The following is an 18,052-nucleotide window of genomic DNA, read 5'->3' as shown; positions in this document are numbered from 1 at the left end:
GTCTGCAAATTGTGAGTAATCTTCACTGAAAGTCACAACTTTCGTCGAGGAGGGCCAATGGACTCCGCCAGGCAATTGATCCGGTGGAGCCTCCCCGGGCTCGTGCTCGTGTTGAACGTCCTTCTGGTCCATGGGCTGTGGGTGAGCTTGATCGACCACCAAAGACCCTGGAGCTTCATTTCGGCAGCCAATGCGCCCGCCTTGGTCGCGATCGTCGCCGGCGGACTCCCAGGCGGCTTTCTCCTCTATCAGTTCTACTTTCACGGCTATGGCCCTGTCGGTCCCGCGCGAGCCGCGAGATATGCCCTGTTCTTTCGTCGCGATCGCGGAGCATCCGTGCTCACCCGCTACCTCTCGAAATACGGCGGCGAGCGATGGCTGGTCGATTGGGTCGATACGAGATCTAGTTCCGAACATTTCGACATGCGACTCGGTCATCCCGAATACCGCCACGTCCTCGTCCTCTGGCTGCGCCTGACTGACCACCTACCCTCTGCGCAGAAGCACCCCGCAGGCGTCGATCCTCACCGATGCCCGGAATGCATTCGCCTCTACAAGGAGCGGTGGCACCAGAACTGGACCCTCTTCCAGTCGGTACTCGACTATTGCTCCGCTAACGGGAATCGTTCGTGGATCAAGCAGGAGTACACGAGCGGTTCGGACCTCTATCACGGGCTCGGAGCTAGCCGGACCGCGGTCTGGCTTTCGGCGGTCGCCGCGTTGCTCTATAGCGCGGCGCTCGGACCGATCACCGGGTTCGAGCGCTTGGCGGCCATGGTCGCAGACCCGGCGAATGCCGCAGTCTTCCTCGTCTTGATATGCGGACTCATCGGTTTTGAGCTCCGCATCCTCTCTCGCTGCCGAGACCAGGTGTCCCGCGTATACGAGGAGAAGGTCGCGGCTGCACTCGCCGTCGCCTCGCGGGAGATCGACAAGCCGGCGGGCGGCGGACGCAGCTTGGACAGCGCTTAGGTCAAATCCCGCCACTCACGCCGTCGATCCGGCTCCCTCGTCACGGTCGGCATCGAGCGCGTCCGACCAGCGTCGATACATCTCCTCAGCGCGCCGGAGGATGACTTCCTCCGCCGACGACGAGGCCAGTTCACCGAGTCCGTTCAGCGGTATGTCGGGTACCGCCACGATCGAGGGCAGCACTTCTGTCCACGGAGCCTCGTCCCCGGCCTCGAACAGCGGCTGCGACCCTTCGGGCGCGAACCGCCGCCCGAGCGGAAGGTTCTGGTGCTCGAGGAGCTCCGTCCCCATGACGACGGCGTATCCGGACGGTTCCAGGTCCTCGTGGACTGTGACCTTGACGGGGGGCAGACTCGTCATGCGAGCCCGCGCTTCCGGGAGGTAGCGCGTGAAAAGGGCGTTCGTGGCGACCGGATCGTCGTCGTCCGCGAACCACGACGGAGGCAGGAACAGGCGAAGCGTCGTCCACCGGCGGAGCTGCTCCCACATCGCGGCGGCTGCGGGTTCGTCCGAGTCGGACGCGATGTCGCGCGAGAGGTCGGTGATGTGCGCGTAGGTCTCGTAGTTCGATTCGGAAGCCGTGGCCAGGTCGTGGGCGGCCCGCTCGGGGTCGCGGTTCAGGAATGACCTCAGGACCTCTCGAGCCTCGTCCATATGCCCCCCGTCGACCAGGCTGACCACCTGTTCGGCTCGAGCAGACCAGTCCTCGTCGGTGTCCGCGCCTACGGACTCTTCGGGCGCGTTCACGCCGTCGGCTTCGATGACCTCGACGGCCTCCACACCCGGCGCAACAGTCTCGCGCAGCGCACGCTGAAGTGTGAGCACGGCCTCATCGTCCGCCAGGGGAGCAAGGCTTGCCTCCGCTGTGGAGGCCTCCCCGCGCGCTACGCGCATCAGGGCGTCGCACATCCCGAGGGCGAGGTCGGCGACGGGGTCCCCGTCGTCCGCGACGAAATGTCCGACCCGTCGAGTCTGTGCCGGATACGTCCGCACTGCCAGGTCCTGGAATCGCGCCTCGGCCAAGGCCGACAACTCGTCCAGTCGGGGAAACTCGAACCCTTGCGCGACGGCGAGCACACGGAGTTCCGGTGCAGTCAGAACGGGAAAATCGGACAGCTCTATCCTTCCCGCGCCCTCCCGGATCCATATTGCCAACCGGGCGACGCCCTCCTCGTGCCGCCCCTGGAGCACCAGCGCTGCGCCCGAGACCAGCCCGCTCTCATCTGACCGATCGGGGAGGTCGGCACAGAGCTGCTCCGCTTCGCGGAACCTACCCTGGAGGACTCGGACCCATCCGAGTGAGACCAGCGTCGAACGCTGGTCCATCCGGTCCGCACAGTGCCGTTCGAGCGATGGAAGCTCCGCCAGGGCCTCCGGCAGACGGCCGGTGAGGATCAGCGACGACACCAGTGTCTCGGTCACCCACGTCCACTCGGGGTTCGCGTTGAGGGTGCGCAATATCCGGACGGCCTCGAGCGGTTCCTTGGTCCGCAGCTTGCACACGGCGCGCCACGATTGGATGAAGTCAGCCACCTCCGCATTGCCCTCGCTGTCCAGCGATTCCGTCGTCTGCAGCGCCGCGATCGGATCGCCCGCCAAGGCCTGCCGAGTCGCGAGGAGCAGCCGCCACTGGAGCGTGTCACCGAACGTCGAGACGATGTATTGGGCGACCTCGAGTGAGAGAGCGTCGGCCCGTAGAGCCGAAAGCGCATCGGAGAGGACACGCCACCGGGAAGCATTCGCGAGGTCGTGCGCAACGGCGCGGCAGGCGGCGAGCAGTGCCGGCCAGCCATGTCTGTCCCCTTCGACACCGAGCTCGTTGATCAGTGGCTGCAGAGCAAGGGCCTCCGTAGCGAAGCTCCAGGCGTCGTCGTCGGTGATGCCTCGCCGCTTTCGCGCCCGCTCCAGCGCGTCGAGGGCCTCGTGAAGACGTCCTCGTGCGGCGCTGAGCGGCAGCGGATCGGAACTCACGACCAAACTGTCGGCCAGAAAGAGTCCCGCGACCGATTCGGGCGCAAGTTCGAACGCGCGCCGGAGATGGGGGATCGCCTGTTCCGCATCGCCGCCCCACAACCGATTGGAGCCTGCCTCGATCAGCGTCTCGACGCGTTCCTCCACGGACGCATCCCGCGCGGATGCCGCAGCGACACTCGCCTCTGCGATGCGTGCCCTGCTCCGGCTGTCGTCCCACTCGGTCACCGATAGAGCTCGATCGTGCAATCGATCGAAAATATCGAACGCGCGCTCGTCGACCGCCCGCTGCGCCGCAGCGATCCACAATTCCACGGGCGCGGCGTAGAAAAGAGCATCGATGCGGGGTTCCACTTCGGTGAGCAACGGGATCGCCGCTATCGCGCGTGCGGCCCCACGCTCGGCTCGATCACGATCGCCACCGCTTCGGTCCTCCACGATGAGCTCCGAGATGACGTCGAGGTTGAGCGGTTCTGCTTGGCGCGCACCGGACAGCAGGTTCTTCGACTCTTCGGCCCTGCCTCGAACTCGATGCCACCGAGCCTCGAGAGCGAGCGCCGTCGCATGGAACCCGAAGCCCGAAGCTCTCTCCAGATGCGGAGAGGGGTCGACCGATCCGACGTTCCGGTCAGCCTCCGCGCTCGCGCCACCTGCCTCGAACTGGAGCAGCCGCATGCGTGCCGCCAACGCCTCAAGGCGCGCGCGCGCTCTGTCGTCGAGCCGGGTCTCGCCGTCGAGCGCGCGATCGTCGAGGACGCGCTCGAGTTCCATCGCTACGAACTCCCAATTCCTGGATGCCAGGCCTGAGCGGATGACCTCGGCATGGTCCCTGAGAAAGCCTGCCCCGGGGGTCCGGCCGAGCTGATGGACCAATCTGTCCATGGCGTCAAGCCGGCCGAGCCCTACGGCCAGCCACCAATCCGAGAGCCACAAACCGACTCCGGTCTTCAGGTCGGTCGCGAAGGCCTCGTCGAACTGGCGCTCCCGTTCGGGCCACTCGCCCGCGAGCACCGGCAGCAGCTCGACGACGTGTTCGAGTTGCCGTTCGAAGCGGCTGAGGCGTTCGGACGCTGCCTCGAGGGCCCGGTGGGACTGGCGCAGAGGTCCGCTGGACAATTCCGCAGGGGCGCCTGGTCGTCTCGCGCGCTGAATCTGCTCTCGCAATGGGACGAGCCACCTGGCCACGTCGAGGTCGTTGGCGAGTTCGACTTCGACCGTGTTGACGAGATCGTCGAGCTCACCCACGGTCACACACCTCCAGCGCCGACGCGATCGGGTTGCGGAGACGTCGGCCCTCCTCGTTCCCCAGGCGTCCTGTCACCGCGCAGGCCCGACGGCTCGAGCAATCGAAGGCCTGAGTTCGGCCCGGTCAGCAGGCCGAACCAGCCGAAGCTCGCACGGTCCTCCTCGAGAGGTCGCTCCCTGTCCCCGATCTCGGCGCGGGCGGCCTGCACCGCCTCCTCGATGGTCCTCCCACCACGAAGCTCGGAGTACAGCTTCTTGTTGAACGCGATCGCCTCACGCGGATGCACAGGAGACGTCGTGAACACGACGGCATCGATGGAGCCGCGCAGCGCATCGAGGAACGCCTGCGGCTGAACAGGTGCGGGTTCTCTGCCTGGGCGCGGCGAGAGGAACTCCGCGACCAGCAATCTGGCCCCCGCTTCGGCCGCGGAGTCGAAGAGGTGGCTGAGCGGTCGCCACCTCACGAACCCGTTCAGACCCTCCAAGAGCGCGTACTTCGGTTCTTTGTCGAACTCGCCGAAACCGACGTAATGGACAACCTCCACCGGGAGCCGTCCGTCTGCATCGAGTTCCGCGATCGTCTCTGCGATCATCGTCTGCGTCGGCTCGAGATCCAGCATCGTCGCGGCCATGACACCGGGAGCGTCGATTGCCTTCCTCAGCTCGTCGCGCAGCGCACTGCTCGTCGGCCACGGCAGCTCATCACTGGCATCGACGATCCGCGGCATCTGGCTCAGCCACTCCTCCGGCTGCATCACGATGCCGAGCACTCGGGCCGGGCCGGGTCGCGGCTCGAGATCGACGCCGCCGACGGGGGTTTCGCGTCGCGGTGCCACCCGCGAAAGACGTGTCGATGGGTGCAAAGCAAGGGCACGCTCGCCACCGCTGTACTGCATGCGCACGAACTCCCACGGCACGTCGAAGAGTTCGGTGCGCTCCTCGAAGACCAGCCGGATGAAGAGACGATCACTCGCGGCTGCCTGCGTGACGTGATCCACCAGGTGCTCCGGCAGCAGCGCCCCACCGAGCAGACCGCCGAGCAGACCGACGTCTTCGGCGTCGTGAACGCGACGTCGCTGCGCCCAATGAAACAGGGCGCGGGCCACCTGACTAGGGAGACCCTGTCCGGTGAGAGTGAACGCGGGGCCGCCGTCGGGCTCCAGACGAATCGTCCATTTCTCCACCGTTCCGGAGATCATGATGTCGACTTGGGACTGCCACTCCATGTCGAAGCCGAGCTGTCGCCACGCATCGTCGCCGAGGGCATCCCGCCAGGCGCGCGCCGCCAGAGGCGGTCGTTCGATGAGTTTCCTGACCGCGTCGAGATGCTGAGCAGCGCGGTTGAGCGGGATCGCGCCGCCGCCCGCGTCGCCCTCGGTGTCATTCGACGACTGGACGATCCCGACCACGGCTCCGCTCTGCGGGCTCAGGAGGGCCCCTCCGCTGAGCCCCGGCGGCACAGTCGGACCACCGCTCTGGAGAACGAGCGAGCGCGGCGTGACTCGATCCGCCCCGAGCGAGGCGTTCACGCGCAACCGGAAGTGTTGCAGTCCATGCTCGCCGGACAGGGCTACCCGCGGAAAGCCGACGGCGTAATAGTCGGTGTCATCTTGCACGAATCGCGCCAACACCACCGCACTCGGCGACGGGTCCCCCTCCTGGCGCCGAACCCTCACCAGCGCAAGATCGAGTTCGTTCCCGGGGAGGTACTCCTCGACCACACCCTCGCGTTCTACGTCGCCGGCCAAGTGAACGCCGACTGTTTCACCGGCACCCGCGCCGACGACGTGAGCGCACGTGAGCACCAGGTCGCGGTCGATGAAGAAGCCGCTGCCTCGTTCTCCGTTGGCGCCGGTCAACGCGACCATGCTGTCCGTCTTCAGCAGGTGGAGGATCGCGTTCAACGACGACTCGGGTAGGGCCATCTCAGGCGACTTCGGTCCGCGACCACTCCAGGGTTACCGTGATCGAAGCCTCCGCTTTGCCCTTACCGAGAAGCGCAAGCAGCTTGCCCTCCTCGATCGCCAGGCCGAAGCTGAGTTCGACCGTTGCCTTATCGGGTAGCGCCTTCTTCACCGCGTCCAGAGCTGCTTTGGCCACGACTTCGATGGAATCCGTCACCGAGCTCAAGCGTGCCGTGATGTCCTTGTCGGCGACAAGCTGTGGACCTCGCTGCTCCGCGGCCACGGCGATCTTCACGTCGTCTCCGATGTCGACGGCGATTATTCGGTCGGCCATGGCGCCCTCCCGTCATTCGTGGGGCCACCTGAGGATCAGCACCAATCTCCTCGCTTAACTGAGAGATTGTCAAGACCGAGTCGTCTACTGCACCGACACGTTGCGACCGGCGCCGTCGACGTACCCGGAGGTTTGGTCGCGCCGCACCATTCCTGCGCCCGAGCGCGTAACATCCATCGCGGGAATCGATCGTTGACGGAGACGGGGTCGGACATGCAAACGCACACCTTGAGCACGGACGGCGCAGAGATCGTCTACGACGTCGCTGAGGCGGAGAACGGCTCGGGCGAGCATCCCGTGCTCGTCATGATCGGCCAGCCGATGGACGCGAGCGGCTTCCGCGCCCTTGCGTCGTACCTCCCCGATCGTGTTGTGGTCACCTACGACCCGCGCGGTCTGGGGCGGAGCACCCGCAGCGATGGGGAGGTGACCAACACGCCGACCACGCAGGCCGAGGACGTGCACGCGGTCATCGAGACGCTGGGCGTCGGACCGGTCGACCTGTTCGCCAGCAGCGGCGGAGCGGTGACAGCGTTGGCGTTGGTGGCCGCGCACCCGGGCGATGTGCGGGTCCTCGTCGCGCACGAGCCGCCGCTCCCCGGCGTGCTGCCCGACGCCGTGGCCGCCGAGCGCGCGCTGGCGGCGGTGCACGAGACGTACGACACCGGCGGTTTCGGCGCCGGGATGGCGGCGTTCATCGGGATGACGTCGTGGCGCGGGGAGTTCACCGACGACTACTTCGCGCGCCCGGCACCCGACCCCGCGATGTTCGGGATGCCGGCCGGCGACGACGGCTCGCGCGACGATCCGCTGCTCTCGGAGCACTCCTCCGCGGTGACCTCCTATCGCCCGGACATCGAGGCTCTCGCGGCCGCGCCCACCCGCATCGTCGTCGCGGTGGGCGAGGAGTCGGAGGGCATCTTCACCGGTCGCGCCTCCGCCGCCGTCGCCGAGCTGCTCGGAACGGAGGCGGTCGTGTTCCCGAGCCACCACGGCGGCTTCGCCGCGGAGGACTCCCCGTACCCCGGCAAGGCGAAGGAGTTCGCTCAGCGGCTGCGGGAGGTGCTCGACTCGCCCGCGAGTTGATCGACGGCCCGATCCCTCCTACGGCTGTGATCTGAGCGATCGCACGCCGACCGGTGTCCGCGGTCGATGCGACCATTCTCTCGACGCGGGATCGATCGGAGGACGGGCATGCGGGGCGAAGCGACCGTGCTGCACGCGGACCTGGACGCCTTCTACGCCTCGGTCGAGCAGCGCGACACTCCGGGGCTGCTCGGGCGGCCCGTCATCGTCGGCGGCGGCGTCGTGCTCGCCGCGAGCTATGAGGCGAAGGCGCGCGGCGTGCGCACCGCGATGGGCGCCCGGCAGGCGCGCGACCTGTGCCCGGACGCCGTGATCGTCCCGCCGCGCATGGAGGCCTACTCCGCAGCCAGCAAGGACGTGTTCGCCATCTTCCGCGACACGACCCCGCTCGTGGAGGGGCTGTCCATCGACGAGGCGTTCCTGGAGGTCGGCGGCCTCCGGCGCCTCGCGGGCACGCCCGAGCAGATCGCCGCGCGGCTGCGCGAGCGGGTCCGCCAGGAGGTCGGCCTTCCGATCTCGGTCGGGATCGCCCGGACCAAGTTCCTCGCCAAGGTCGCGAGCGCGGTGAGCAAGCCCGACGGGCTGCTCGTCGTCGAACCCGACCGTGAACAGGAGTTCCTGCTCCCGCTTCCGGTGGAACGGCTGTGGGGCGTGGGCGCCGTCACCGCCGAGAAGCTGCATCGGCTCGGTATCCGCACCGTCGGTCAGCTCGCCGAGCTCGAGGAGGCGACGGCCGAGAGGCTGCTCGGCCGGGCGGCCGGCGCGCACCTGCACGCGCTGGCGCGGCTGCGGGATCCGCGTCCGGTCGATACCACCAAACGCCGCGGCTCCATCGGCTCGCAGCGCGCGCTCGGAAACCACCCGCGCTCCCCCGAAGAACTCGACCTCATCCTCACCCAGATCGTCGACCGTCTCGCCCGCCGGCTCCGCGACCGCGACCGCACCTGCCGCACGATCGTGCTGCGGCTGCGCTTCGGCGACTTCGCCAGAGCCACCCGCTCGCGCACCCTTCCCTTCCCGTCGGACCGCACCTCCGCACTGCTCTCCGTCGCCCGGACTCTGCTCGTCGCCGCGCAGGCAGAGATCGCGGAACGCGGCATAACCCTCATCGGCCTCTCGCTCTCGCAGCTGGGTCGCGCCGACAGCTTCCAGCCCGAGCTCCCGATCGACTGGGAGGACGGGGCCCGCCTCGACACCGTGCTCGACGCCGTCCGCGACCGCTTCGGAGCAGCATCGGTCTCCCGAGCCGCGCACCTCGGCCGCGACCCGGGCCTGTCGGCGCCGCTCCTGCCGGAACACGAGTGACGCGCGACGGGTGGTGCGCCACACTGGCAGGGTGACGAACACCGAACGCACGCTCATCCTGCTGCGCCACGCGAAGTCCGACTGGACCGAGTTCGTGGTGGACATCGACCGTCCACTGGCCGAGCGTGGCCGGGGCCAGGCTCCGCTCGCCGGACGATGGCTCGCGGGTCGCTCCGGCCCGGTCGACCTGGCGATCGTCTCGCCCGCGCAGCGTGCACGCGAGACGTGGGAGCTGGTGTCCGCCGAGCTCGCGACTGCGCCGCCCGCGCGTCTCGACGACCGCGTGTACGCGGCTTCCGCCGATCGGCTCCTGGATGTCGTGCGCGAGGTGCCGGAGGATGTTGGGACGGTCGTCCTGGTCGGCCACAACCCCGGAATGGAGGTGCTGGCCTCGCATCTGGCCGGCCAGGACGTGATCATGCGCACCTCCGGCATCGCGGAGTTCTGCGTCTCCGGGCCGTGGCCCGAACTCGATGCGGCGACCGCGACACTCCGTGCGGTCGGGCGCGCCGACGGCCACGGCCTGGGCTGATCATGCTGACTGTGCGCGAGAGATTCGACGACATCGTGGCCGCGTTCGTCGGCCTCCCCGGCGTCACGCCGCCCATCGCCGCCGGCCCGCGCCGGTTCGGATCGGACGCCGTGCGCGTGAACGGCTCCGTGTTCTGCATGATCTCCAGCGGCGAGCGCTTCGTCGTCAAGCTGCCGGCCCAGCGGGTGGACGAGCTCATCGCCGCCTCCACCGGGGAGCCGTTCCGCGCGGGCAGGAAGAGCCCGATGCGGCAGTGGCTGGTGGTGACGGATACCGCTCCCGGCATCTGGGAGGCGCTTGCTCAGGAGGCCTACGAGTTCACGGCCGGAGAGCGCGGCTAGCGGGGCCGGCTTGAGGGCCCTCAGGCAGCTACGCGGACTCTGCGACCCTCGAACTCGACGACGTCGCCGAGCTGCAGCTGCCGCCCGCGCCGCCGATCGACCTCGCCGTTCACGGTGACGTAGCCGTCGATGATGGCCTCTTTCACATTCCCACCGGAGTCGAGCAGGCCCGCGAACTTCAGGAACTGCCCGAGGCGGATGCCCTCACCGCCGATCGGGACGTCTTCGATCGGAGCTGAGTCGGTCATGCCGAAATCGTAGTACGGTCCGGTGGGAACGCTCCGCGCGAACCGAGGGAGAGAACGCGATGAGACCGCTTCGATACGCCATCAACGTCACACTCGACGGTTGCGTCCATCACGAGGCGGGGCTCGCCCCCGACGAAGAGTCGATGCGTTTCTGGACGGCCGAGATGGAGCGGCCCGACGCGCTGATCTTCGGCCGCGTCACGTACGGGATGATGGAGTCCGCCTGGCGACGGCCGGCCTCCGGCACGTGGCCGGAATGGATGGACGAGTCGCAGCGCCCGTTCGCCGAGGCCATCGACGGGGCGAAGAAGTACGTCGTCTCGACCACGCTGAGCGCGGTCGACTGGAACGCCGCGCTGCTCGACGGCGACGTGGGCCGGGCCGTAGAGCTGCTCAAAGAGGAGCCCGGCGAGGGCCTGTACGTCGGTGGGGTGACGCTTCCGCTGGCATTGGCAGATCTGGGACTGATCGACGAGTACGTGTTCGTCGTGCACCCGGTCGTCGCCGGTCACGGCCCGACGCTGCTCTCCGGCCTCCGCGAGCGCATCCAGCTCGAGCTCCTCGACCGCCAGGAGTTCGGCTCGGGAGTGACCGCGCTGCGATTCCGGCCGGCCTGAACAGCGGAAGGGGCGCAGCAGACGCTGCGCCCCTTGTCGTCCGGCTGACGTGATCGCTGTGGTCAGCGGCTGACGTATCCGCCGTCGATGTCGTGCTCCAGCGTGTAGTAGCGGGTGCTGTCGGTCTGCGCCGAGAGCGCCCACGCCCGCTCGAACCGTCCGCGACCTGAGCCGTACTCGACGACGATGCGGTCCGCTGCGGTGGGGAGCTCTGCTGTCCACTGCTGAGGCGAGCCCAGACCTTCGGTCTGGAGCACCACCTGCGGGCCGATGCCTTCGGGCCGGCTGGTGAGCTCCGCCACCTGCGCGGCGTCGAGCCGGGCCTCGGTGATGGTGCGTGCGGTGAGTTCCACGTTCATTCTCAACCTCCAAATATAAATAAACGTTTAGTTGTATAGTAGATCACGTCGACGAAGATTGGAAGAGGGAGGGCCGGATCGATGGCCAGACGGTACGACCGGGATGAGAGCGTCCGCCTGCTCCTGGAAGCGAGTGCGGAGGAGTTCGCGCGCCACGGCGTCGGGGGCGCTCGCATCGATCAGATCGCCGACCGGGCGGAGGTCAACAAAGCGTCCATCTACTCCTACATCGGCAACAAGGACGACCTGTTCCAGGCGGCCTTGCAGACCAAGCTCGGTCAGCTGGCCCACAGGGTGTCGATCCATTCCGACGACGTCGCCGCGTACGCAGGCGACTTGTTCGACTTCCTCACGGCGGAGCCGGTGGTGGCGTGGCTGTTCGAGCAGGAGGGACTTCACTACGGAACCAACGATGTCCCCGCCCTCGTAGAGCGGACCGGCTACTTCCGGTCACGGGTCGCCGCGGTGCGAGACGCGCTCGGCGCGGACGGCGACGGCGACGCCGAGGCGATCTACTTCTCCATCGTCGCGATGTGCTACTGGTACGTCGCAGCGCCGCAAATGGTCCGGATGGTCTTCGGCGATGCCTCCTCCGAGGAGGCCGAGAGCCGGTACCGCAGCCACGTCGTCGAGACGGCGAAGGCCATGGTCACGCGCTGACGTTCTCCTCCTCGCGTTCGAGCGCAGGAGGATGATGGGCGCATGCCCGCTGCTCACCGTCCCGGACTGCGGGTCGACTCCGGGCTCACCATTCCCGAGTCCGAGCTGTCTTGGCGCTTCTCCCGGTCATCCGGTCCAGGCGGCCAGGGTGTGAACACCGCGGACTCCCGAGCGGAACTCGTATGGGACATCGAAGGCTCCGCCGTACTTTCGCCGGCCCAGCGGGAGCGCCTCCTCGAGCGCCTGAGCGGTCGACTCGTCGACGGAACGTTGACGATCGCCGCGTCGGAGCACCGCGCGCAGTTGCGGAACAGGGAGGCCGCGCGAACCCGGCTGGCCGAAATCGTGGCCGACGCCCTCCGGCCGCCCGCGCCGCTCCGAAGACCGACGAAGCCGAGTCGCGCCGCCAAGCAACGGCGGCTGGAAGCGAAGAAGCGACGCACCGACATCAAGCGACTGCGTCGCCCTCCTCACGACTGAGGAGCGATCTGCTGCGTTCGGGTGCCCGGCCGGGTGTGCGGCTCAACCGTTCCCGATAGGTGCCCCTGGAGGGACTCGAAAACTGCGAACACCGTTTAACCATCACTAGCGAGGACCCAAAATCCGCGGGATTCCGCGCTTCTTGACCTCCTGGAGATGACTGCGATCACATAGGAACTCACTCGATTGTGGGCAAATTGTGGGCAAAAACCGCCTCCCGGCGCGGGCAAGGTCTGGCCGAGAATGAGTCCCGGTCACCTGTAGCTTTCCCGTAGCTCTTTTTAGTTGCTTTCCGAGACAGCCAGCTCGCCATCCATGTCGCCCACCTCGCTGGAGATATCGAAAAGAGCGTCCGCGGCTGGGCGGCGGGGTCGCCGGTCTGCTTCAGAGGTTGGCCACAACGCGCCCGCGTCGGCAAGCTCATCCAATGTGAGGATCGAGCCTGTCCGAATCTCCTCCAGAAGGTCAGCCTGCCAGCGCTCGAGTTCGGTGAGCCGTGTAAGTGCCGAAAGCACTTCGCGAAGATCTTTCGTCCACTCGCGTTCCCAACTTGTTGGGTTGATGTCATCCAAGGCAGACGTTCGCTTACCGGCGGGCTCTGCTGCCCGGTAACCAACCCATGACTTGAGAACATTCCGGCCACCAACGGAGTAGTCGAACACGCGCTTCGAAACCGGCCCAAACCGGCCGCCACCGAGGAGGACCTCCTGTGTATCGGCATCATAGGTAACGCCATCAGGCAATGCAGTCACCCGCTCCCGAATAGTTACGCGCCGATCATCTCCCTTCGGAAATGTAACCGTCGAACCGTCGAAACGTCCGAAGGTTTGAGCTGAAAGAACCTGCTTTCCGAGGACGACTGCCCTCGACCAAAGATCAGGGTCAGTGGTGAACGGAATACGGACTCCAGGCGTCTCAAGCTCGACACCATATGCCTCGGTAAATCCAGGATGCGCAACCGTCGCCGCGATGTACGCAAGGACGTCTTTCGGCGTGATCTCTATCTCAATCCTTGACATGAGAGCATCAACAAGTCCGCGCGACAGATTGGGCGTACCGTCCGGGTGCAGAAAGGGTAAGGATCTACCGCCCCGGTTGTTGAAATGGTGATTATCGGGAATCCATCCCGAGAACAAGAGGGCGGGCCCGTCGTTCAGCGAATGAACGTGTTGCTCGACGACAAAGACTTGACCATCGACGCCCGCTGCTTCCCAAAGTCCCTCCCGAGCCCGATGAATCAACCGTGGGTCCGCCAATAAATACTGGCGGTCGAAAGCGCGGAAGCCGACCATTTCGACTGCCTCGGCTGCCGTTCCTTCCGGCAATGAGGAGATGCTCGGCAAGCGACTTTCATGGGGGTGCCCGGGGAGATCCTTGAACTGCGAATAAAACGCTGAGCCCGAATCTTTCATTAGCTTGCGACGTTCTGCTGGGTTCTCCTCGGCAATGAGCGCACGCCACCTTGCCTCAAGAATCGACTTCGAAGGTGAATACACCCAAGTCCGCGTGGGGAAGACACCCGGCGAATACCACGAGAACACATCCCCAAGTGCGGGCCATTGGTCCCACGAGGAGGAGGCCGCCGCGGTGAAAGGAGCGTCCCACTGAGTCCGCACGGGGCGCCAAGCGTCGCCCGAAAGTCCAAGCTCTCGCAAGCGGTCAAATTTGTCCGCTCGTCGGCCGTGGAGCGCCAGATACCTGAGGTTCGCCGGCACCGAAGGATCTGCATCTGGTCGACGAACAAAGATTCCGATCGCTAACGGCTGGCGCACTTGAGGAAAAATCCGCGTAGCTACCTCAGGTGTCTGACCCTCTGGCGTCAGATCAATGATCCAGCCGTCGCTCGCGCGCTCTCGGATATAGCGACGCATGGTCTTGAAAGCAGTACCCGTGACATACCCGGAGGTAGTGATGAAACAGATGACTCCGGTTTCGTCCGACGGAGTGGACTCCCAGACCTTCCAGGTAGCCCAACGCCAGAAATAGACGTACAGATTCTTAATCTTTGCCGCGATTCGTCCAGGTACGCCGACAAGAAAGTCGCGCAGAATTCCGTCAGCACCGTCAGCATCGCTACCCCGTTCTACCCATCCCCCAGAGTTGGCGGCCAACTCGCGATAGGGAGGATTGCCGATTACGACATTGACCTTCTGTGAACGCTTAATCGCGTTCGCACGTTTCCGAGCGTTCGCAATTGCTAGAAGGCCCGACGCAATCTGCGTGATCTCGGCATTCGGATCGTCAAGCGTATCCGTAACGTAGAGTTTGATCCCTTTGGGCGGAAGGGAAGCGTCCGCTTGGGCCAGCAGTTCCGCCACCCGGAGTTCTGCGACGGCATACGGACCCATCTGGATTTCAAAACCGGCGATTCGCGAAGCGAGCTCAGTAAGCGCATCAGCAACCCCACCGTGTCCTTCGTCTGCTTCTACTTCGACCTGCACTGACTCAATGATCGATTGAAGAAACGTCCCCGTACCCATCGCGGGGTCGATTGTGAACACATCAGGCGAAGCGAAACCAGAAGCGATGCCTAATTCGTCGGTTAGGACTGATTGTGTGAGACGCACCATTTCGTCGACGAGTTCCTTGGGCGTGTAGTACGTCCCGGAGTCCTGCCGTAACTCGTCGTCGTATTCTGCGAGGAACTCCTCGTAGAGATACAAGTACACGTCGCGCTTGGTGGACCGAATGCGGTCCCAGTTGACGGCGCCCACCACAGTAACGAGCAAATCTAACGTCACCTTGAAGTCGGCCGCGACGTCATCGGTTAGCAGTTGGAGGGCGCGACCCATTAACGAATGCTGCAGCCCGAGGTCTTTGCCGACCTCGTGCAGACTGCGACCCGCGAAGTCGATCCGACTCGTGCGCGCGAGGAGAAGCGCGAACGTCACGGCCTGCGCATAACCATCGGCAAATGTCTTGTCCGCAGCATTGGGGAATAGAAGACGTCGCCAATCGCGTGCTAAGCCGATGAATGGCTGCTCGTCTTCGCTCTCACCGGCTGCCACACGCTTTTTCTCCGATGCAAGCTGATCAAGAACCTCTCCGCGGAGAAGACGAGTTAGCGGAGCGATAGCGCGCACCAGTGCGTGTACTGACGTTATTTGAACCGCGCTCCAGCTCAGGAACGCACGCATCAAGCTTTCGAAGTGTGAATTTGAGGTTAGTGCTCCGCCGACGACGGCCAGCGGCTCGGAGGTCAATGTTGCATGCTCAATGAGTTCGCCGGCCCGGTAAAAGCGCCAGTCTGTTCCATTGGTGTAGATCAGGTTTGGCAGGTCCCTCTGCCGGTCCCACTGAGCAAGATCGTGTCCGGTCATTTGTGCTGGGTCGATCGTTCTGTTGGGGGCCTTAACCTCGACGTAGCCGATCATCACCTGGTTGATGGACACACCGTAGTCGGGCCGCACGCGGCGATCCTGATCTCGTACCTCGTCATGCAAAACAGCTGCTTTGCCGACAATGGTGCCCACTGCTTTCACCAACTGCTCGAGTGGACCCCGAATGGCTGCCTCGCGCTCGCCTGGGCCAGCGAGCTTCAACGCGCTTTCCGCTCCGAAGCGACTGAGGGCAGCGTTCCAGGGGTCGCCGGGCTGATTCACCATGTTCACACGATATGGCAGGGCACAGACGTTGCATGGGAGGCCAACACGATTGGTTGTATCCCAGTTATGAACTCTCACCGGTAACAAGCCGAAAGCCCGACCTTTGAGCACTCAAAGCAGCGCTCGGGCGACGGTCCCGTTTCCTATATCGGGTCGCTGACCGTCAGCACGTCTTGAACCTCTTGCAAAGTCAGCACCTCGAGGACGTCAGGCTGGACGTGCGGGGCCAGCCATGTGGTCCCCGATGCGTAGACAATTCCGCCCACCCTTCGCGCCTTCACCCTCAGCAGCGCAACGGGTTTCTGTTGGCGGTTAGAAGCGTTAAGTGCGGTTGCGGGGCTGTCAGAAAGATGGACCCATTGACGCTTGCCCTTGTTTAGGCCGGCTCGTGCTTCAAATATTGATTGCAAATTACCAAGGGGCGTGGCGTGATAGAGGTTGATTGGCGGCGTCTTCGATTCGTAAGGTATAGCGCGTTCGACCGAGTGCCCATAGGTCGCCCTAATATCGAAACTATCCCGCTCGAAGCGTGGCTCACCAGCTGCTCCCGCGATGAGCAAAAGAGTTTCCGGCGTGACTCGATGGCCGCTCGCTGTGAGTAGGAGCGCGAGCTCTTCCACATGAACCCAGCCATCTTTCGTTGCCGGGGCTAGCGGATCGTGGCGCAGGTGGAACGCCATCGCGCGGCTGATTCGACGCCGCTCCGGGATCGTAAGCACGAGCTCTTGAACACCGGAACCGACGCCCGCGATTTCTACCCACCGCGCACTAAGCCGACTCGCCAACCGGCCAACTGGTGTGCCGCCGTGCTCGAAGGCGACGGCATCTATTAGCTGGCCTGCCCGCATGCGAGTCTCGCTCGAGGCTGATGGATGACTAAAGAGCCAAAGCGCGCGAGCGAGAACCCCCGCGGCCAGGAGTTCCCGGGCCTCCGCAAAGCCGATTTGATGGCGCCACCCGTAGCTATTTAGGGATTTGACGTACCGATCGAGAAGGCGCCTCCTCGCGTCCCAGTCGCTGGGGGCCAGCCACGGGATGTCTTCGATGAGCTGGGCTAGTTCGTAACCGAATGGGCGACAGCCCTTGGCGTCCATGTCGACCGCGAGTATTCGCCCCTTCGTATCCACGAGCCAATTCAGCGCGTGGGCGTCGCGTCGATCCAGCACGGGCGCGTGCCGCACAAGTTCCCACCACTCTTGAAACACCGCGGCGCGCTCTTCGTCTGAAAACATCGCGCGGAGCCAGCGACCGAGCTCCTTCTCCCACAAGCATCGGCGCAAGCCTTCGCCAGGAGACGAACCCTTCGAATGAAACATTGCGAGGAAGCTGGCAGCTTGCCCCACAAGAGCTTCGGCTCGAGAAGGAACCGCATGAATTGCCTCTTCGAGAGTTTGGCCCTGACGGAATCGCCGAACGGAAACTACATCGCCTGGCTCACCGCCGACGCCCGGCATTGTCGCCGGGATTGTGGTCAGATGATCCACGACCCCAAATTGATGGCGCGCGCCGTGCGCCTCAATCTGCTGGAACAGGGACTCGGTACGAGTGCGATCGGCCAGGTCGGCGCTTGAGGATAGCCGCTTGAACACGAAGGACTGACCAATCGAATCCTCGGCATCTTGCAACACAATCACGCTTCCACGCCCGCCGAGGCGCCGCCTCTCCAGTTCATGACTGTTGACGGCAAACCGTGCAGCGGTCGCAAACAGTGGGCTTGCATCGCCATTGCGCGCCGCGAGAGCAAGGCCTTGATTGATCGGTAAGAGCGGGCCCGAAACGGACCCCTGCGATTCCACGTCCTGCGCCATCACAACGAGCCTCGTGGCGTCCGCTGCTGGCGACTTTGTGGTGGTTCCTAGGTACCCGAGTGCCTGCCTGCGCACAGTTGGGCGCCCGGACAACCTAGCCAGCAGAAGCTGGTCCTCGGCTTGGGCCAACTCACTGCGGCTGCCTCGGAGTGGCTTCGCCTTAGGGCCACCATCACGCTGCCGAATAGCAAGCGCGATGTATTCGACTGCTCGATCCGAATCGCACCGGGCGAGGTACGAATACAACTCTGCTAGTACGTCTCGGAAAACATACTTTCCGCGATTCCGGTCCTGAGAGATGGCATCTGCGAGCCAGGATGCAAGACGCGGAAGGGAGTCAGGAAGCTCGACGTGAGGTGTGCGAAGACAGAAGGGGAAGCGAAGGCCCCGCAAGTTCACCGCGTCACCGGTGACCCGTTGCAAGCTCAGGACAGCATCGAGCATTACGATGCGCAAGATCGTCTCTGCTTCGATTGGGTTGTGAAGCCGAGCGCCCTCGATCGATTGGTGGCCGTTCCGGAGACACTGCGCGCGCACAACGGCTGACCGCGTCTCTCCTGCAAGTTTCAGCCAGACCTCGGCACA

General features: G+C 65.0%; 15 protein-coding genes. 8 read left to right on the top strand and 7 right to left on the bottom strand.

Annotated elements, in window-relative coordinates; translation table 11 throughout:
- Positions 1-57 precede the first annotated feature (57 nt).
- Positions 58-972, top strand: coding sequence for a hypothetical protein (locus ASF88_RS04305; RefSeq protein WP_055914689.1), 915 nt, complete (start codon positions 58-60; stop codon positions 970-972).
- A 15-nt stretch (positions 973-987) separates the two neighbouring features.
- Here the strand turns inward: ASF88_RS04305 and ASF88_RS04300 are convergent, their stop codons facing one another.
- Genes ASF88_RS04300 through ASF88_RS04290 form a run of 3 tightly spaced genes read right to left on the bottom strand, consistent with a single transcriptional unit; the run spans position 988 to position 6,426 of the window.
- Positions 988-4,188: a hypothetical protein gene (locus ASF88_RS04300; protein WP_157498221.1), complete on the bottom strand. Its 3,201-nt coding sequence runs from the start codon at positions 4,186-4,188 to the stop codon at positions 988-990.
- 2 nt (positions 4,189-4,190) lie between these two features.
- Complete coding sequence (locus ASF88_RS04295) at positions 4,191-6,113, bottom strand: trypsin-like peptidase domain-containing protein (RefSeq protein WP_055914683.1); 1,923 nt, start codon at positions 6,111-6,113, stop codon at positions 4,191-4,193.
- 1 nt (position 6,114) lies between these two features.
- Positions 6,115-6,426 (bottom strand): CU044_2847 family protein, encoded by a 312-nt coding sequence (locus tag ASF88_RS04290; RefSeq protein WP_055914678.1) that lies wholly within the window; start codon positions 6,424-6,426, stop codon positions 6,115-6,117.
- A 213-nt stretch (positions 6,427-6,639) separates the two neighbouring features.
- On the opposite strand from ASF88_RS04290, the gene ASF88_RS04285 reads away from it, so the two are divergent.
- From ASF88_RS04285 to ASF88_RS04270, 4 genes are all read left to right on the top strand, one after another.
- Positions 6,640-7,512, top strand: a complete 873-nt coding sequence (locus tag ASF88_RS04285) for an alpha/beta fold hydrolase (RefSeq protein WP_055914675.1) — start codon at positions 6,640-6,642, stop codon at positions 7,510-7,512.
- Positions 7,513-7,620: 108 nt separating this feature from the next.
- Positions 7,621-8,817, top strand: a complete 1,197-nt coding sequence (gene dinB / locus ASF88_RS04280) for a DNA polymerase IV (protein WP_055914672.1) — start codon at positions 7,621-7,623, stop codon at positions 8,815-8,817.
- 31 nt (positions 8,818-8,848) lie between these two features.
- Positions 8,849-9,349 (top strand): SixA phosphatase family protein, encoded by a 501-nt coding sequence (locus ASF88_RS04275; protein ID WP_055914669.1) that lies wholly within the window; start codon positions 8,849-8,851, stop codon positions 9,347-9,349.
- 11 nt (positions 9,350-9,360) lie between these two features.
- Positions 9,361-9,690, top strand: coding sequence for a hypothetical protein (locus ASF88_RS04270; protein ID WP_157498219.1), 330 nt, complete (start codon positions 9,361-9,363; stop codon positions 9,688-9,690).
- 20 nt (positions 9,691-9,710) lie between these two features.
- On the opposite strand, the gene ASF88_RS04265 is transcribed toward ASF88_RS04270, so the two are convergent.
- Positions 9,711-9,938, bottom strand: a complete 228-nt coding sequence (locus ASF88_RS04265) for an RNA-binding S4 domain-containing protein (protein WP_055914663.1) — start codon at positions 9,936-9,938, stop codon at positions 9,711-9,713.
- A 59-nt stretch (positions 9,939-9,997) separates the two neighbouring features.
- On the opposite strand from ASF88_RS04265, the gene ASF88_RS04260 reads away from it, so the two are divergent.
- On the top strand, positions 9,998-10,555 hold the full coding sequence (locus ASF88_RS04260; protein WP_055914660.1) for a dihydrofolate reductase family protein: 558 nt from the start codon (positions 9,998-10,000) through the stop codon (positions 10,553-10,555).
- Between the two features lie 62 nt (positions 10,556-10,617).
- On the opposite strand, the gene ASF88_RS04255 is transcribed toward ASF88_RS04260, so the two are convergent.
- Positions 10,618-10,914: a hypothetical protein gene (locus ASF88_RS04255; RefSeq protein ID WP_055914657.1), complete on the bottom strand. Its 297-nt coding sequence runs from the start codon at positions 10,912-10,914 to the stop codon at positions 10,618-10,620.
- Positions 10,915-10,995: 81 nt separating this feature from the next.
- On the opposite strand from ASF88_RS04255, the gene ASF88_RS04250 reads away from it, so the two are divergent.
- Together ASF88_RS04250 and arfB are read left to right on the top strand one after the other, a co-directional pair.
- The gene (locus ASF88_RS04250) at positions 10,996-11,574 is read left to right on the top strand and encodes a TetR/AcrR family transcriptional regulator (RefSeq protein WP_055914654.1); all 579 of its coding nucleotides are present in this window, start codon (positions 10,996-10,998) and stop codon (positions 11,572-11,574) included.
- A 42-nt stretch (positions 11,575-11,616) separates the two neighbouring features.
- Positions 11,617-12,054 (top strand): alternative ribosome rescue aminoacyl-tRNA hydrolase ArfB, encoded by a 438-nt coding sequence (arfB, locus tag ASF88_RS04245; protein ID WP_055914652.1) that lies wholly within the window; start codon positions 11,617-11,619, stop codon positions 12,052-12,054.
- A gap of 281 nt (positions 12,055-12,335) precedes the next feature.
- Here the strand turns inward: arfB and ASF88_RS04240 are convergent, their stop codons facing one another.
- Together ASF88_RS04240 and ASF88_RS20640 are read right to left on the bottom strand one after the other, a co-directional pair.
- Positions 12,336-15,659, bottom strand: coding sequence for a type ISP restriction/modification enzyme (locus tag ASF88_RS04240; protein WP_200935222.1), 3,324 nt, complete (start codon positions 15,657-15,659; stop codon positions 12,336-12,338).
- Between the two features lie 143 nt (positions 15,660-15,802).
- Positions 15,803-17,467: an RNA 2'-phosphotransferase gene (locus ASF88_RS20640; protein ID WP_162242560.1), complete on the bottom strand. Its 1,665-nt coding sequence runs from the start codon at positions 17,465-17,467 to the stop codon at positions 15,803-15,805.
- Positions 17,468-18,052 lie beyond the last annotated feature (585 nt).

Source organism: Leifsonia sp. Leaf336 (genome assembly GCF_001423695.1).
Taxonomy (GTDB): Bacteria; Actinomycetota; Actinomycetes; order Actinomycetales; family Microbacteriaceae; genus Leifsonia.
The sequence above is the reverse complement of the archived record's forward strand: the minus strand, read 5'-3'. Positions and strand labels throughout refer to the sequence as shown.